This window comes from Aerococcus vaginalis, from assembly GCF_053762225.1.
Genome location: NZ_JBSMYC010000001.1, coordinates 224,140 through 240,219 on the forward strand (window position 1 = coordinate 224,140; position 16,080 = coordinate 240,219).

11 protein-coding genes and 1 pseudogene are annotated in these 16,080 nt (G+C 40.9%); 10 read left to right on the forward strand and 2 right to left on the reverse strand.

The annotated features are described in order from the left end of the window. Positions 1-21 precede the first annotated feature (21 nt). The gene (locus tag ACWOEX_RS01110) at positions 22-1,296 is read right to left on the reverse strand and encodes a replication-associated recombination protein A (RefSeq protein WP_455297645.1); all 1,275 of its coding nucleotides are present in this window, start codon (positions 1,294-1,296) and stop codon (positions 22-24) included. Positions 1,297-1,463: 167 nt separating this feature from the next. On the opposite strand from ACWOEX_RS01110, the gene gshAB reads away from it, so the two are divergent. From gshAB to ACWOEX_RS01155, 9 genes and pseudogenes are all read left to right on the forward strand, one after another. Continuing rightward, the gene (gene gshAB, locus ACWOEX_RS01115) at positions 1,464-3,755 is read left to right on the forward strand and encodes a bifunctional glutamate--cysteine ligase GshA/glutathione synthetase GshB (protein WP_455297420.1); all 2,292 of its coding nucleotides are present in this window, start codon (positions 1,464-1,466) and stop codon (positions 3,753-3,755) included. Continuing rightward, positions 3,752-4,894 carry a cysteine desulfurase family protein gene (locus ACWOEX_RS01120; RefSeq protein ID WP_455297421.1) on the forward strand — a complete coding sequence of 381 codons (1,143 nt, stop codon included), beginning with the start codon at positions 3,752-3,754 and terminating at the stop codon, positions 4,892-4,894. The genes gshAB and ACWOEX_RS01120 overlap by 4 nt, the downstream gene beginning before the upstream one ends. A 23-nt stretch (positions 4,895-4,917) precedes the next feature. Beyond that, positions 4,918-5,265 (forward strand): hypothetical protein, encoded by a 348-nt coding sequence (locus tag ACWOEX_RS01125; protein WP_455297422.1) that lies wholly within the window; start codon positions 4,918-4,920, stop codon positions 5,263-5,265. A gap of 117 nt (positions 5,266-5,382) precedes the next feature. After that, positions 5,383-6,507, forward strand: a complete 1,125-nt coding sequence (mnmA, locus tag ACWOEX_RS01130) for a tRNA 2-thiouridine(34) synthase MnmA (RefSeq protein WP_455297423.1) — start codon at positions 5,383-5,385, stop codon at positions 6,505-6,507. Between the two features lie 75 nt (positions 6,508-6,582). Further along, positions 6,583-9,027, forward strand: a complete 2,445-nt coding sequence (gene recD2, locus ACWOEX_RS01135) for an SF1B family DNA helicase RecD2 (protein ID WP_455297424.1) — start codon at positions 6,583-6,585, stop codon at positions 9,025-9,027. Between the two features lie 116 nt (positions 9,028-9,143). After that, positions 9,144-9,965: a formate/nitrite transporter family protein gene (locus ACWOEX_RS01140; protein WP_455297425.1), complete on the forward strand. Its 822-nt coding sequence runs from the start codon at positions 9,144-9,146 to the stop codon at positions 9,963-9,965. Positions 9,966-10,130: 165 nt separating this feature from the next. Beyond that, on the forward strand, positions 10,131-10,850 hold the full coding sequence (locus ACWOEX_RS01145; protein WP_455297426.1) for a hypothetical protein: 720 nt from the start codon (positions 10,131-10,133) through the stop codon (positions 10,848-10,850). A 21-nt stretch (positions 10,851-10,871) separates the two neighbouring features. Further along, complete coding sequence (locus ACWOEX_RS01150; protein WP_455297427.1) at positions 10,872-11,777, forward strand: TSUP family transporter; 906 nt, start codon at positions 10,872-10,874, stop codon at positions 11,775-11,777. Between the two features lie 272 nt (positions 11,778-12,049). Beyond that, positions 12,050-14,038, forward strand: a pseudogene (locus tag ACWOEX_RS01155) (protein O-GlcNAcase). Between the two features lie 417 nt (positions 14,039-14,455). On the opposite strand, the gene ACWOEX_RS01160 reads toward ACWOEX_RS01155, so the two are convergent. Continuing rightward, entirely contained in the window at positions 14,456-14,785 is a 330-nt protein-coding gene (locus ACWOEX_RS01160) for a winged helix-turn-helix transcriptional regulator (protein ID WP_455297428.1), read from the reverse strand. Positions 14,786-15,014: 229 nt separating this feature from the next. Between ACWOEX_RS01160 and ACWOEX_RS01165 the strand changes: the two genes are divergently transcribed. Continuing rightward, positions 15,015-16,073: an iron-containing alcohol dehydrogenase gene (locus ACWOEX_RS01165; protein ID WP_455297429.1), complete on the forward strand. Its 1,059-nt coding sequence runs from the start codon at positions 15,015-15,017 to the stop codon at positions 16,071-16,073. Positions 16,074-16,080: the final 7 nt, after the last annotated feature.

Sequence of the window (16,080 nt, forward strand, 5' to 3'; positions counted from 1 at the left end):
TTTTCTCCTTACTTCAGCTGATTAACGTTTTTTCTGCGCTTCATGCTGACGGCGTTGATTTTCTAATGCTTTTTCATAATTTCCGGTATCAGCCGCTTGGAAATAGCGTTGATCGCGTAAAGTTTCGGGCAAGTACTCCTGATCAACCCAATGTCCCGGATAGTTGTGCGGGAATCGATAGCCCTTACCGTGTCCGAGATCTTTTGCACCTTTATAGTGTGCGTCTTTGAGATAATCGGGAATTTGACCGCTTCGACCTGAGCGAACATCACCCAAAGCAGCATCAATCGCACTGATTGCAGAGTTGGATTTAGGTGATAGGGCGATATCAATGATGGCATTGGCAAGCGGAATGCGGGCTTCTGGAAGACCTATTTTTTCTGAAGCTTGAACCGCAAGAACCGTACGTGCAACCGCTTGGGGATTCGCTAATCCAACATCTTCATAGGCACAGACCATAAGACGACGATGCAGGGAAGGAAGATCACCCGCTTCAATCAAACGAGCGGCGTAATGCAATGCGGCGTTGACATCGCTACCTCGTAAACTTTTTTGGAAAGCTGAAATCACGTCATAATGTTGATCGCCATCCGAATCATAATCGAAAGCTTTCATCTGCAATGATTCTTCGGCGACATCTAACGTAATATGAATACGCTCATCAGTATCAACCTCTGTACTCAATACAGCTAATTCCAAGGCGTTGAGTGCACTGCGGAGATCGCCGTTAGATGCGTGTGCAAAGTGTTTAAGTGCATCTTCGTCTAATTGGACATGATATGCGCCCAATCCACGTTCTGTATCTTCTAAAGCGCGCTTAACGCCATACATAATATCTTCCTCAGTCAATTCTTTAACTTGAAAGATCTGCGTGCGCGAACGAATCGCAGGATTGATATTGATATAGGGATTCTCCGTTGTTGCACCAATAAGAATAACTGTGCCACTTTCTAAATGTGGCAGGAGAAAGTCCTGTTTTGTCTTATCTAAACGGTGAATTTCATCGAGCAATAACACAACGCCAGATGAAAATTTGCCTTCTTCGATAACAGCTTGTAGATCTTTTTTTGTATCAGTGGCCGCATTTAATTGTCTGAAAGCCATATCAGTAGATCCAGCAATCGCACTAGCGATACTTGTTTTACCTGTGCCTGGCGGACCATAGAGGATCATCGATGTCAATTTTTTAGCTGTGACCATACGACGAATGATTTTATTAGGGCCGATCAGATGCGACTGGCCAATCACTTCATCGATTGTTCGTGGTCGCATTAGATAAGCGAGCGGTTCGTTAATGTTCATCTCGTCCCCATCCTTTCTATATTTCACATGCGCAGTTATTATAGCATATGTATGAATTATAGAGAGTTCCAGGGCAATTTATGCAACTTTAAAGAAAAAAGTGTCATATCGTGTTATGATTAATCGGAATAATGACTAAAAGTTACTGAGGAGGAATCATTATGAATAAGTTTCAATCCTACGTTTTGGATCCGCACAATCGTTTGTGGTTCCAAAAAGCATCGTTAGGAGTGGAACGTGAGGATCACCGGATTACACCGGATGGATCGCTCGCCCAAACCGTGCATCCTACGACTGTTGATAGCACAAGAGCAAATCACATCATTCAACGTGATTTTGCAGAGTCACAATTAGAACTAGTGACGCCTCCCGTGTATTCTGTCAGTGAATTGATGGACTGGCTCGATAGCATCCATCGCGTGGCATTGCGTCATTTAGAAAACGATGAACGCATGTGGCCTTACAGCATGCCACCGGTTATTCACTCAGAAGACGAGATTGATCTTGCTTCATTTGGCGACAGTGAAGCGGCAGGTAGCTATCGCTCATATTTAGCAGAAGTTTATGGTAAGAAATTGCAGACGATCAGTGGTTTGCACTTTAACTTTGGGCTTCACACTAAATTTATTGAACAAGCCTACCATACCTTACAACCTGAACAATCTCAAAAAGAATTTCAGGATGATTTGTATCTTAAAATGGCGCGTAACATTTTGAAATATCAATGGCTGATTGTTTATCTATTCGGTAATTCACCGTTAACGGATCAGAGTTTCTACCGTGAGTCAACAGATGGCTTTGATCATCCGGTGCGTAGTATTCGTAATTCACGTTATGGGTATCATAATTCAAAGGATGTCAGAATCTCTTATGATTCCTTAGAGGCCTATCACGACAGCTTGTCTGAAAACATTGAAGCTGGACGACTCAGTGCAGAAATGGAAAATTATGCGTCCGTTCGCTTACGTGGTGGTAAAGATTCTAAAGCGTTAATTGAGAATGGTATTAAATATATCGAAATGCGTATGTTTGATATCCAGGGAGAATCATTTACAGGGATCACTGCTGAACAAGTGGCATTCATGAAGTACTTTGCACTGTATATGCTATATATGGCTGAAGATGCAAGTGATGCAGAAGTTCAGGAAGGAATGCGCCGCGAAATTGTTGTAGCTGAAGAGGTGGCTACTACGCATACGGCGTTTGAAGCTGAAGGTGTACAAATCCTTGAAGGGATGCTGGACTTTGTTAACGCACTTGAGGCAGATGCCGAGATTGTTCGTATTGTTACAAAATTGCTAGAACGCATGACACATCCAGAGTTAACGCCAGCAGCACAGACGCTTGAGGATACACCAACTGTTGAAGCGTGGCTCGAAAAAGGCGAAGGCTTGGCTGAAGAATTCCTTGCTGAAGCGACGGCGCGTCCATATGCACTGGGAGCGTTCCATGATATGGAGCTATCGACACAGTTACTCATCGCTGATGCTATTGCGCAGGGAATTGACATTGAGATTCTCGATCGCCAGGATCAATTTTTGAGATTAACCTACAAAGGGCATCAAGAATATGTACGCCAAGGAAATATTACCTCCAAAGACAGTTATATTTCCCATTATCTCCAAGCGGACAAGCCAGTGACCAAACAGCTATTAGCTGAAAATGGTTTTGTGGTACCAGAATCATCAATTTTGAATCGTGATGAGTCGCGCGAAGCGGTTATTAATTACTTCGTTGGACAGCCCACTGTTGTTAAACCGAAATCGACCAATTATGGGATCGGTATTTCGATATTCACGGATGAGCCAACTGCGGATGAACTGAACGCAGCGATTGATGAAGCGTTTGAATCAGATGATAGTGTACTATTAGAGCGTTATGTGTCTGGTACTGAATATCGTTTCTTTGTAATGAATGATAAGGTGCTCGCTGTCTTAAACCGTGTCCCAGCAACTGTGGTTGGCGATGGGGAGCATACGATTTCAGCATTGATTGATCAAAAAAATGACTCACCATTACGTGGTGAGAGTCACTACACACCGTTAACGCTTATTGAAAAAGGTAAAACAGAACAGGAAACATTGAAACGGCAAGGAGTTACCTTAGAAACAGTCTTACCAAAGGGAGAGCGTGTGCGTCTGCGTGATAATTCTAATATCAGTACAGGCGGTACGTCGATTGATGTGACAGATGATATGGATGAGAGTTATCTCGATATTGCTAGAGAAGCAACAAGCGCATTAGGTGTAGCGGTCACGGGATTGGATATTATTATTACAGATCGCCACCAACCAGCAAATGCGAAGTATGGCGAAACAAATTATGCCATCATTGAAAGTAATTTTAATCCTATGATGATGATGCATATGTACCCAGAAGAAGGTAAGGGTAGACCGCTGACTAAAGCCTTGCTTGCGTTTCTGTTTCCAGAGAAAGGAATGACAGTCGAATGACAACAGCAGATGCGGGAATCTATTTAGATTATGCCGCAACGACACCGATGAGTGATGTAGTCATTGAAGCAATGACACAATCAATGAAAGAAGATTACGGTAATGCCTCAACAACCTATACCATTGGTCGCAGTTCAAGACAAAAAATCGAGAATGTGCGTCGTTTAATCGCAGGTACATTGAATGCGGATCGCGAAGATATCATTTTTACAAGTGGTGGGACTGAAGCAAATGACAGTGCGTTATTACAAACAGCGCATCGACTTAAGGATCAAGGCAATCAAATCATTACGACAGCGATTGAGCATTCCAGTGTTTACAAAACGATGAAGCAATTGGCCTCAGAAGGATTTGAAATTATTACACTGAGTGTTGATACAGAAGGTCATATTTCTCTTGAAGAATTGAAAGAAGCGATGACACCACAAACGATTATGGTGTCAATTATGGCTGGTAATAATGAAGTTGGTTCCTTGCAAGATCTGCAAGCGATTGGCGATTTGTGCGATGACGCCGATGTTTTCTTCCACACAGATACCGTACAGACTTATATGAATGTACCGATTGATGTAGAAAAGTATCATATTGATGCCTTATCGCTATCTGCTCACAAATTGTATGGACCGAAAGGCATTGGCTTTCTTTATTATAGAAAGGCTAAACAACACTTCAAACCATTTATTCCTGGCGGTGATCAGGAAAATCAACATCGTGCAGGGACTGAAAATGTTCCGGCAATTGTTGGGATGGGAACTGCCATTGAATGGTTCTTAGAAAATGGGGAAACACATACAGCCAAACTGTTACAGTTGCGACAGTATTTCTTGACGGAGGCTGAGAAGCGCGGACTCGAATTCGAAATTAATGGACCATCTGACGCAGAATTGCCACATATTTTGAATATTTACTGGCCAGGACATCCCAGTGACCAAGTATTGATTCAAATGGATTTGCATCACATCTATCTATCTGCCGGATCTGCATGTACGGCTGGTAGTTTGGAACCGAGCCGTGTGTTGGTTGATATGTATGGCTCTGATAGTCCACGAATCAAGGAAAGTTTACGTGTTTCGTTTGGAGAACAAACCACAGAGGCGATGCTTAATCGTGCATTAGATGTTTTTGAAGAAATTAATTAAATTAGAAAAGAGGAGAGCGTTTTATGGGATTTAAACCGACTGCTGCACCGAAAGGCTCACCAGTTAAATATCAGATCAACGAAAACTGTAAAAAATTCACTTTGCGTGATAATAATTTTGTTGAAACTGCGGCACGTAATTATCAATTAAAACATCAAGTTCGTCCTTCTTTCGATGATCCGCGCGCCATTACATTGATTATTAAAGTCAATAAAACATTAGATGGTTTGGATATTTCAGTGACTACTGAGAAGGGCTTTAAAGCCATTGATGTTTACAATAATGATGAATTTGCTGACTTTATCGAACCGTTAACTTATGCGTTGAACTATCTGATTGAACAGAACGTGTTAGCACAAGTTAATGAATAAGTTGTCACTGACGCGAATTCTCGTTATAATACCCTCCGTTGCTACTTTAGCAATAGTTCTACACAACAAAATGTACGACCTTCAATCGTATAATTTTGATGGAAAGATGGTGATGTTGTGGTAGAAACAAAGAAATCGCGTGTCGTAGTCGGCATGAGTGGTGGTGTCGATTCAAGTGTAAGTGCATTGTTATTGAAAGAACAAGGCTATGATGTGATTGGCTTGTTCATGAAGAACTGGGACGATACAGATGAAAATGGGGTCTGTACCGCCACGGAAGACTACAAAGATGTTCGCGATGTCTGCGAAACTATCGGCATTCCGTACTATTCTGTAAACTTTGAGGAACGTTACTGGAATACAGTTTTTAAATATTTCCTCGATGAATACAAAAAAGATCGTACGCCGAATCCAGATGTGATGTGTAACAAGGAAATTAAGTTCAAAGCTTTCTTAGATTACGCCATGAACTTAGGTGCTGATTACATCGCGATGGGACACTACGCGCAGACTGAGACAGATGACGATGGTAACGTGCATATGTTACGTGGTGCAGACGACAATAAAGATCAGACTTACTTCTTGAGTCAGCTGTCACAAAAACAATTGAAGCAAGCCTTGTTCCCAATTGGGCATTTAGAGAAAAAAGATGTCCGTAAAATTGCGGAAGAAGCGAACTTATCAACCGCTAAAAAGAAAGATTCGACCGGTGTTTGCTTCATTGGTGAACGTAACTTCAAGGAGTTCCTATCAAATTATTTACCAGCACAACCGGGTAAAATGATTACTGATGATGGTCAAGAGATAGGCACACATGAAGGCTTGATGTACTACACTATCGGACAGCGCCGTGGTCTCGGTATCGGCGGTGTGAACGGCACAGATAATGAACCATGGTTCGTTATTGGTAAAGATCAAGCCAAAAATGAATTGTATGTTGGTCAGGGGTACCACCATCCAGCACTGTATTCCGATTACTTAGAAGCTAGTGAGATTTCATTTACTAGTGAAAATTGGACGGAGACAGAATTCGACTGCACAGCTAAATTCCGTTATCGCCAGCAGGATGTCACCGTTCATGTGACATTGAACGGTGACGGGACTGCACGTGTTGATTTCAAAGAACCTGTTCGTGCGATTACGCCAGGACAAGCTGTGGTATTCTACAACGACTCAGAATGTCTCGGTGGCGGGATCATCGACCGTGCTTATAAAGATGATCAAGTCTGCCAATATCAATAAAAAGATTAACGATAGAGCCTTATTTTAGGCTCTTTTCTATATGTAATATCATTTACTCAGAGAGGAGGGGCAGTAGTGGAAGACACAAAAGACTATTTTGTCGGAGAAGTCAAAGCGATTTTCTTTTCAAATCCCGATAACTATTATCACGTTGCTAAAATTAGTATTAGTGAAACGAATACATTGTATTCGGAAAAATCAATTGTGGTCACTGGTATTTTTTTAGAATTGGAAGAGAGCGCAACGTATCAATTTTTTGGTGATATGGTGAATCATCCGCGCTACGGTATTCAATTTAAAGTGAATCAGTATCAGCGTTATCGTGCTACAACAACTGAAGGTGTGATTAATTATCTATCTGGTGAAGAATTTCCTGGCATCGGAAAAACGCTAGCCAAGCGGATTGTTGATCATTTAGGGATTTCAGCTATTGATAAGATTATTAATGATCCAGAGGCTTTGAAGTCTATTAAGGGATTAACTTCCAATAAGCAGACCATGCTCGTTGAAAAATTGAAGCATAGCAACGGAAGCCAGGCTATTCAGCTACAGCTCAATGAAATGGGTTTCTCTAATCAAGTGGCAGCAAAGATTTATGCCAAGTACGCTGAAGATACGATTGATATGATTCGGGAAGATCCTTATCGTTTGATTACTGATTTTAAAGAATTTAGCTTCCGTCGTATTGATCGAATAGCACTCGATCAAGGGCTTGCGCGTGATAGTGAGGCACGTATTAGCGGTGCGATCCATTACTTACTTAATAACTATTCCTTTCAGAGTGGTGATACATATATGTCGCGTGCATTATTATTGCACGCTTTGGATGAATTACTAACAAATAATGGCAGGGAACCCACAATTCCTGAGCAGCAACTCACCATTGTTCTCGAGCATCTATCAGACACTAATCAAATCTTCTTAACTGAAGATATAGTGGCGATGTCAAGTTTGTATGCAGCTGAACATAGTATTGCGCGAGCAATTGAACAACGCATCAATAGTCATTATCAACCAGAATTAGATGGTGCAGATCTTAATGCTGAGATCAAAGCTGTAGAAGAAACCACCGGATTGAAATACGGCACAGCGCAGCGTACAGCGATCAAAGAAGCCTTACAGAATAATACGTATATTTTAACCGGCGGGCCAGGAACGGGTAAGACAACAGTATTAAACGCTATCGTACATATTTATTCTGAGATTCATGATATTGATCTAACATCGACTGAAGCAGATGAATTTCCGATATTGATGGCCGCACCGACCGGACGAGCAGCCAAACGAATGACAGAACTTACCGGCATTCCCGCCTACACGATTCATCGATTATTACATCTGACGGGAGAAGAAGATAGTGATAGCCGCGATGAACATGACAGTTTTCGCATTTATGGCGAAATGTTAGACGGTAAATTATTAGTTGTTGACGAGATGTCAATGATTGATACATGGCTCTGTCATCAACTCCTCTCTAACATCCCGGAAGATATGCAAGTGATTTTTGTCGGTGATCAGGATCAGTTGCCATCAGTTGGTCCCGGGCAAGTGCTCGCTGATTTTTTACGAACTGGAAAAATTCCATCGCGCGAATTAGATGAGATCTTCAGACAAAATGATGGATCTACCATTACTTATCTCGCACATGATATTAAGAATGGCAAGGTACCGCTGAACCTGACAGAGAATCAGAAAGATCGCTCATTCTTCCACATTCAGACGACAGATATCCCTAATCTCGTGGCTAATATCGCACAGAAAGCGCTCAAGGCGGGGTACGATATCAAAGATATTCAGGTGCTTGCGCCGATGTATAAAGGAGAATCAGGGATTGATCGCATTAATGAGGTGATGCAGGCGCGTTTAAATCCTAATAGCCAGAAACGTCGTGAAGTGACAGCATTTGATACGGTGTTCCGCGTCAATGATAAAGTGTTACAGCTGCAAAATGATGCAGAAAAAGGTGTTTTTAACGGTGATTTAGGGCAGATTATTGCGATCTTCTATGCAAAAGAGACCGAGACAAAAAGCGATGAAATTGTCGTAGCGTATGAAGATAAAGAAATCACTTATTTGCGTTCAGAATGGAATCAGCTGTCTTTGGCGTATAGTATTTCGATTCATAAATCACAAGGAAGTGAATTTCCAATTGTGATTATTCCATTGGTACGTCAGTTCCGACGTATGTTGCAGCGTAATCTGTTGTATACAGCCGTTACACGTACACGCCAATCACTCATTTTATGCGGTGACCCACAGGCGTTCCAGACAGCGATTCAAAATCAAGGAAATCAACGACATACACAACTCTATCACCTAATTCTTGATGTATTGGATGACGTTGCGCCCACTAAGAATCAAGAAACTAAAAATCATGAAAAGGCTTATAAATCGAGCGATGAAGGACAATTATCACAAAATGATAATAACTATTCAAAGGTGTTAACCCCAGCATTGGTTAGTGGCGGAATGATCAGTCCTATGATAGGGATGGAAGGGATTACGCCTTATGATTTTTGAAGCGCTATGAAATCTCAAAAAAAGTTAATAAAGCGCTTAATTTTTTGGAGTTACTATGATATAGTAATTATGTGTTATTTTTATTCAGAGATTAGATTGGAAGTGTGGAGGAAATTATGATAATAAATCCAGAAAATAAAATTGAAAAATTAGGAACGTTTGGCGTTGTGTGCAAAGAAGCTGTTGCTAAAAAAGATGATTTAATTACAAATCATTTTGCAAAGTTTGCTTATCGAAGTATTTTAGCAACACTATTTTTGACCTTAGGTACTTCTGCTGCTCTGACTATTGCTCAGGTTGGTAACGATATCGCACCTGGTCTCGGAAAAATGTTTTTTGCCTTCTTATTTGCTTGGGCCTTGGTAATTATTGTTTATATGGCTGCTGAATTAACAACAGCAAATATGATGTTTATGTCTATGGGAGTTAAACAAAAATATATTTCTGTAAGTAAAGCTGTTAAGATTGTTTTAACGTGTACTATATTTAATTTGGTTGGGGCTTTAATTTTCACTTGGATTATGTCTCAGACTACTGCATTTCAAAATTTGTCAGCAGATCACTTCTTAGTACAAACGGTTAGTGGAAAGATGGCAAAAACACCAATCACATTATTTTTTGAGGGGATTTTTGCTAATGTCGCTGTGACTACCGCAATTGTTGCGTCAAACAGAATGATTAATGGTGATGGTCGTGCATGGTCAATTATCTTTATAGTCTTCATGTTTGCTGTATTGGGCGATGAGCACGTTATTGCTAACTTTGTATTATTCCCATTGACCTACTTTAGCGGACTTGCTGGGGAAGCCGGCTTAACTCTTGGTGGTGCGCTATTGAACTGGTTAATTGTTTTTATTGGTAACTTTGTCGGTGGTGGATTAATCATCGGTGTCGGTTATGGTTGGTTGAATAGACATGAAAAGGTATATATTGACTAATTGATTAGCGAATAATAATAACGACTGAGGCACTCGATGATTTAAACATCGGGTGTTTTTTAGTTATCTGTTTAATTAAATGTAAAGAAACCAACTTTATACTTTTTTATTATTATCATCGTGATATAATTATTCAGCAATTAATGAAGAAAGAGGGGCAAGACCATGACTGAAAAACAGATAAAGTATTGTCCGAACTGTGGAACCCAATTTATTCCACCGCAGAAATTTTGTATGGAATGTGGTCAACGTTTACCACAATCGACACAGAAAACATCAGAACAGCAAACGGTTGAGGAAACGCGAGAGTCGCAACCATTACGTGGACAATCTGAAGCGCATACTAAAACATACAGCAAAGCACAGACAACAGATACAGATAATAAGCAACGTGCAGGCAAAAGACGGATGTCACACAGAGAACATCGTGTGCCGAATGATCGTGAATATCAACGCCAATCTATTCATGAACAAGGGTATTATCAAGAGAATGAAACAACAGAACCTGTTTTATCAGCTAATAGTGATATCGCTTTGTGGGGAGCACGTGCTTCAGTATTGATTGCAACGGTCGCATTGATTGTTGGGATCTTTTTCAAATTTAATTTATTTATCGCCATCATTTATGTCGCAGCGTTTTACATTTCAAAATATCTACTCGATCATGTAGTGCGTGTACCGCATCAAGAATATCGTTTCTATGATAAATTGTGGCGCATACAAAAGTTGGTATTTACAGTCATGTTAGTGACTGTAGCGGTTCATGTGGGAATACAGTTTGTGATGACGGGAATGCGGACAACATTCTCATACGCAATATCTAATATCTACTGGCCAACTGGTAGTGTCATCGATATTGCTAGACGATTGTTACAAATAGTTTAATGAGATAGAGAGCGGTTAGATATGTTCAAATGGTTTGTAATATTGACGATGATCATTGTGTTAGTGGTGCAAGCATGGATACAGCTCGTAGATTATCGTCGGTCACAGGGAAAGTTAGTAGATCCCAAAGAAAAGAAAACAGCAGCAAAATCTGGTATTTCAGGATTTATCGCCTTATTCGGTGATGCGATCGGCATCGGTAGTTTTGGGACATTGTCAGCGATTTTAAAGACTACACGTATGGTCCCTGATCGCGAGCTGCCGGGTTCGATGATGGTAGGAACATCTGCAATTGCAGCAATCGGTGCAATTGTCTATATCCGCTCTGTTGATGTTTCGGCGCTAACCTTAGTGAGTTTGGTTATCCCATCAACCATTGGTGCTTATATTGGTGCCAAATTTTTGACAAAGGTTTCTGAGTCCACCGTACAAATATTAATGGCAATTTCATTAACCATTGTGTCATTCCTTATTGTTATCGGACAACTAGGCTTAATTCCTATTGGTGGAACAGCGATTGGGTTGGAAGGGGGCGCACTCATCTTTGCGATGGTGGTTATCTTCTTCTTAGGGATTGCGATGAACTTTAGTGTGGGGCTATTTGCGCCGTGTATGGTATTGCTATACAGTTTGGGCATGGCCCCAACTGCTGCATTTCCCATCATGTATTGTGCATGTGCCTTTATCCAACCGGTCTCTAGTATCCCAATTATTAAGTCTGGTGCTTATAATCGATTAGTCGCTATGGGTATCTTTATCGGTGGTATTCCCGGTGTACTGCTCGGTTCCAAATTCGTCACATCAATTCCAACATACTGGTTGAAATGGTTGATTGCCGGCATCGTATTATATACAGCTTGGAATTTATATGTTTCTTATCGAAAGAATAAAACAACAGCAGACAATACAATTGAACGCGTGTCTTAGGATGCGCGTTTTTCTTTTTTACCATATTGAAAGCGTTACAAAAATATGATATATATTGATTTTGAAAAATATTGCACAATATTTACAGAGGGGTATGTGGAAGGGATCAGAAATATCGTACATTAACACGTGTAGGATTTGGTATTTCTAGTGTGACACTAGGGGGATTAATCGGTTTATCGCTAGAAGCACCGGCAGTTTTAGCGGAGGAAACAGCAGCAACGACACCAGTTGTGAGTGAATTTGTATCAACAGAAACAGAAGCAACTGAAATGGCATCTGTTGTTCTTCCAGAGCAGGAAGAAGCTGAGGTAACACCAGAAGAAGCTGAAGAACCAGAAGTGCCAACAGCTGCTTTGTATGCTGCATCTGATGCTGAAGAAGTAGCACCAGCAGCGGAAGAAACAGAAGCAACTGAGGAAGAAATCACGGATGAAGTTGTTGATGTTGAAGAGACAGATAAGGAATTCTTTGAATCAAAACAACCGATCTTTGATGAACATTTCGGTGAGGCTTCTTTCACGGTTGACGAAACGATCGAAACGAATGATCAGGGATATACGGTTAATATCGTCAAAGATGGGGAGAAATTAAATCTATCCGTTGTCGGTAAAGATGCGGACGGTTTGTTCTACGGTGCTAACGATATCCTGAACAAGATCGAATACGGACAGATTACTGAAGAATCCCGTGTTGAATCACCAGAAATGCCAATTCGTGGAGTTATCGAAGGATTTTACGGTAAACCATGGTCCGATGAAGCGCGTAAAGATATGTTCGAATTCATGGGTAAACATGGTATGAATACATACATTTACTTTCCAAAGAATGACCCTTACTTGAGAGATAAATAGAGAGATCTTTACCCAGAAGAAGAACAAGAAAAATTAAAATCCTTGATCGACTCCGCACGTAAGAATCATGTGGATTTCGTTTATGTATTATCGCCAGGAAAAGATATTGAATATACTTCAGACGAAGATTATCAAATTACCGTTCAGAAATTCGACCAATTGCGTGCACTAGGGGTTACGCAATTCTACATCGCACTTGATGACCTTTGGGACGTTCCACTAAAAGGTAAAGATGCTGAGAAATATGGGAAAAACATTACATATAAAATCAGCAGAAAATATGCACAAGCTCAAACAGAATACTTGAACCGACTACAAGAGGAATATATCCAGGGGCATAACTTGCCAGATCTCTGGTTTGTTCCAACAGACTATGCAGGAACTTCAGAGTCGCCATATCGTACAGGTATGACTAAATATCTAAATAAAGATATTCGTATCCAATGGACAGGTATGGGTGTCTTTGCGACAGAAATTACCCCAGAACAAATTGAAGCAGCTAAGAAATCATATGGTTCTGATCATGTCTTCCTATGGGATAATTATCCAGTAAATGACCAGGCAAGCAATCGCTTATTTATGCGTCCAATTTTCGGTCGTGCAGCAGAATTAGGGGGATTGACAGATGGTTTCACTGCGAACCCAATGGTTGAACCGTATGCTTCATGGCCAGGGATTAAGTCCTATGCTGATTACACCTGGGCACCAACAACGTACGACCCAATTCAAGGTTTGAACGAAACAATTATTGAAATCGCTGGTCAAGATGTCGAATTGCAGAAGAGTGTTGCTGCCTTTGTAGACTTGAACTTAAGTTGGCAACCATATGATAAGTTCTATGATGAAGTTGATTTTGAAGAGGAAGATTGGCGTGCGCCAGTACTCTCAGCTTTTGTGAATGCGTACAAGACTGTCTTGCAGAATCCTGATGAAGCGCAATATCAACAATCAGCCACTAATTTACGTGAACATCTTGAATTAATTGCGAAATTGCCTGAAACGCTCCAAAACATTAAAGTTAAAGGTTTCTACGATGATTCAAAAGCGTGGATTGATGCTGCATCAGCTTATGCTAAGAATAACTTAGTGGCTATGGACTTAATTGATTTTGCACGACACTATCAAGGTGATGCAAATGACAAAGTCTCTATATCAACTATTGAAAAATTCGAGGAATTCTTCGCAAAAGCAACGAAGCAAGTTCAAAAAGAAAATCCTGATGGCACATCCTATAATATGACACCAGCAGTTGGAGATGGTGTTTTCCAAGTTCTTTATGAATTAGGACACGCTGTTATTAGCGAATTAACAGAAGAACAAATTGATTTCTCAGAAGATACCGAAGATCAGGAAATTCCTGATGAAGATAATAACAACGAAACTCCAACACCGGAACCAACTGTATAACAAAACGCCGAATGGGCGGATGACATCTTTCCTGACGAGATCGTCGAAGAAAAATTAGACGAACAAACTGAAGGATCAGAAGTTAAAGCGGAATGGATCGACCGCTTAACAGCTCACGTTGAAGAGGCTAAGAAAGATAACAATGTAGCTCAAACTGAAACTGAGACAGGCGAATCAGCTAAGTCTGAGTCTGTTAAAGCAACTGAAGCAACATCACAATTACCACAAACAAGTGTTGCAACGGCTGGTTTATCACTCGGTCTATTAATGACTGCTGCAGGTTCTGCTTTTGCACTTAAACGCAAAAAATAGTTAGTGAGTAATCGAAAGCATAGTAAAAAGGATACAACGTCACAACTGACGCTGTATCCTTTTTTGATTAATCTATTTGCCATTCAGATTCGATACCTTTGTCTTTCATTGTTCATAGTAGGTATGCGCCCACTGATGAAGTGATTCAAGCGATGCACGTAACGTCTCACCTAAATCTGTTAATTGGTAGTCAACCTTTGGAGGCACAACAGGGTATTCCGTTCGTTTAATCAATCCATCCGCTTCGAGTTCTTTGATCTGACGAATGAGCATACGCTGATTGATATCAGGTAGCTTGCGTTCGATTTCACTGAGCCGCAAAGGGGATTCTTGTAAGAGTTCATAGAGAATCGCTGGTTTGACTTTACCACTGATAGCACACAGTGCCAGACCAATTTCGGTAAAGAATTCTTTATTTCGATAGAAAAATGACATGAGTCTCCCTCCTTATGGGAACTAACAATACAAATCGCAGGGTAGAGTATACCATTAGCGACTAACGGAGATAAGTGATTGTGATTATACCTTGATATGATAGGGTTTTGCCATACTGACAAAAAGTTCAGTTTTGACGAGTGTTGATTTTCCTCCTATAGTTTTAGACATAGCAATTGCGATTGCTAGAAATACGAAAGTGCTATTCAAAAGAGGAGGTCAAACAAGAATGAAACCACTATACCTCCCAACAGAGATTTTCTTTGAAGAAGAAGTATTTGAAGAATTTAAAAACTACTCAGATGAACGCATCGTGATCATTACTAGCCGTCATGGTGCGGATCCTGATGGTGCACAAAAACTCGTAAAAGTGGCAGAATCTAACAACGAAGTTCATGTCTTTAATGAAGTAAAATCTGATCCACCGTTGAGCATTATTGCGAAGGGGGCAGAAAAGATTAAAGAACTTGAACCAAGTGTGATTTTTGCACTCAGTGGTGGTTCTGCAATGGACGCTGCGAAAGGTATGAAGGTAGATGCTGCATTCGATGGTGATTTTATCGCTATCCCAACGACAAGCGGTACGGGTTCTGAAGTGAATGACTTAGCTGTTGCTACAGATGACGATACCGGATTAAAGATGCCGCAATTGGATGACGATTACCAACCAGACAAGGCGTACTTACTACCAGAATTAACGGTATCCATGCCGGAAGCAACTACAATCAATTCAGGGATGGGCGTTCTCACGCATGCCTTAGAGGCTTACGTTGCTGCATCCATGGATCCAGCGTTCCGTGGTCACGCCACATTCACTGATCCATGGGCGGAGAAGGCCGTGCCATTGGTATTGGAAAACTTACCGAAAGTAGTTGAAAATCCAGACGACTTGGATGCTCGTCGTAAGATGCTTCATGCATCTGCGATCGCTAGCCTGGTATTCATTAAAGCGGGCTTAGGTGCTGTTCACGGAATCTCTCATTCCATGGGCGCGCGTTTGAAACTCGTTCATGGGCGTATTAACAGCTTACTGTTATCTGATATTGTTCAGTTTAATGCCGGTATGGGGCGTTATGAAACGACAGGCCAAGAAGAGACCGCTAAGCGTTATGCACGAATGGCAGGAATCGTTGATCATACAACTTATGACACTGAAGAAGGTGTTGAACGTATGGTCGAATTGATTGAAGATATCAAGAAAAAATTAAACATTGAGGATAAATTTACCGAACTCGGTGTGGAAGCTGAAAAATGCGACAACACAATTGATGCGATAATTGACGCTTGAAAATCAC

Bases quoted from the DNA above. Each gene is read 5' to 3' on its own strand.
- gshAB (WP_455297420.1), top strand. From the start codon at position 1,464: ATGAATAAGTTTCAATCCTACGTTTTGGATCCGCACAATCGTTTGTGG.
- ACWOEX_RS01120 (WP_455297421.1), top strand. From the start codon at position 3,752: ATGACAACAGCAGATGCGGGAATCTATTTAGATTATGCCGCAACGACA.
- ACWOEX_RS01125 (WP_455297422.1), top strand. From the start codon at position 4,918: ATGGGATTTAAACCGACTGCTGCACCGAAAGGCTCACCAGTTAAATAT.
- ACWOEX_RS01140 (WP_455297425.1), top strand. From the start codon at position 9,144: ATGATAATAAATCCAGAAAATAAAATTGAAAAATTAGGAACGTTTGGC.
- ACWOEX_RS01145 (WP_455297426.1), top strand. From the start codon at position 10,131: ATGACTGAAAAACAGATAAAGTATTGTCCGAACTGTGGAACCCAATTT.
- ACWOEX_RS01150 (WP_455297427.1), top strand. From the start codon at position 10,872: ATGTTCAAATGGTTTGTAATATTGACGATGATCATTGTGTTAGTGGTG.
- ACWOEX_RS01160 (WP_455297428.1), bottom strand. From the start codon at position 14,785: ATGTCATTTTTCTATCGAAATAAAGAATTCTTTACCGAAATTGGTCTG.
- ACWOEX_RS01165 (WP_455297429.1), top strand. From the start codon at position 15,015: ATGAAACCACTATACCTCCCAACAGAGATTTTCTTTGAAGAAGAAGTA.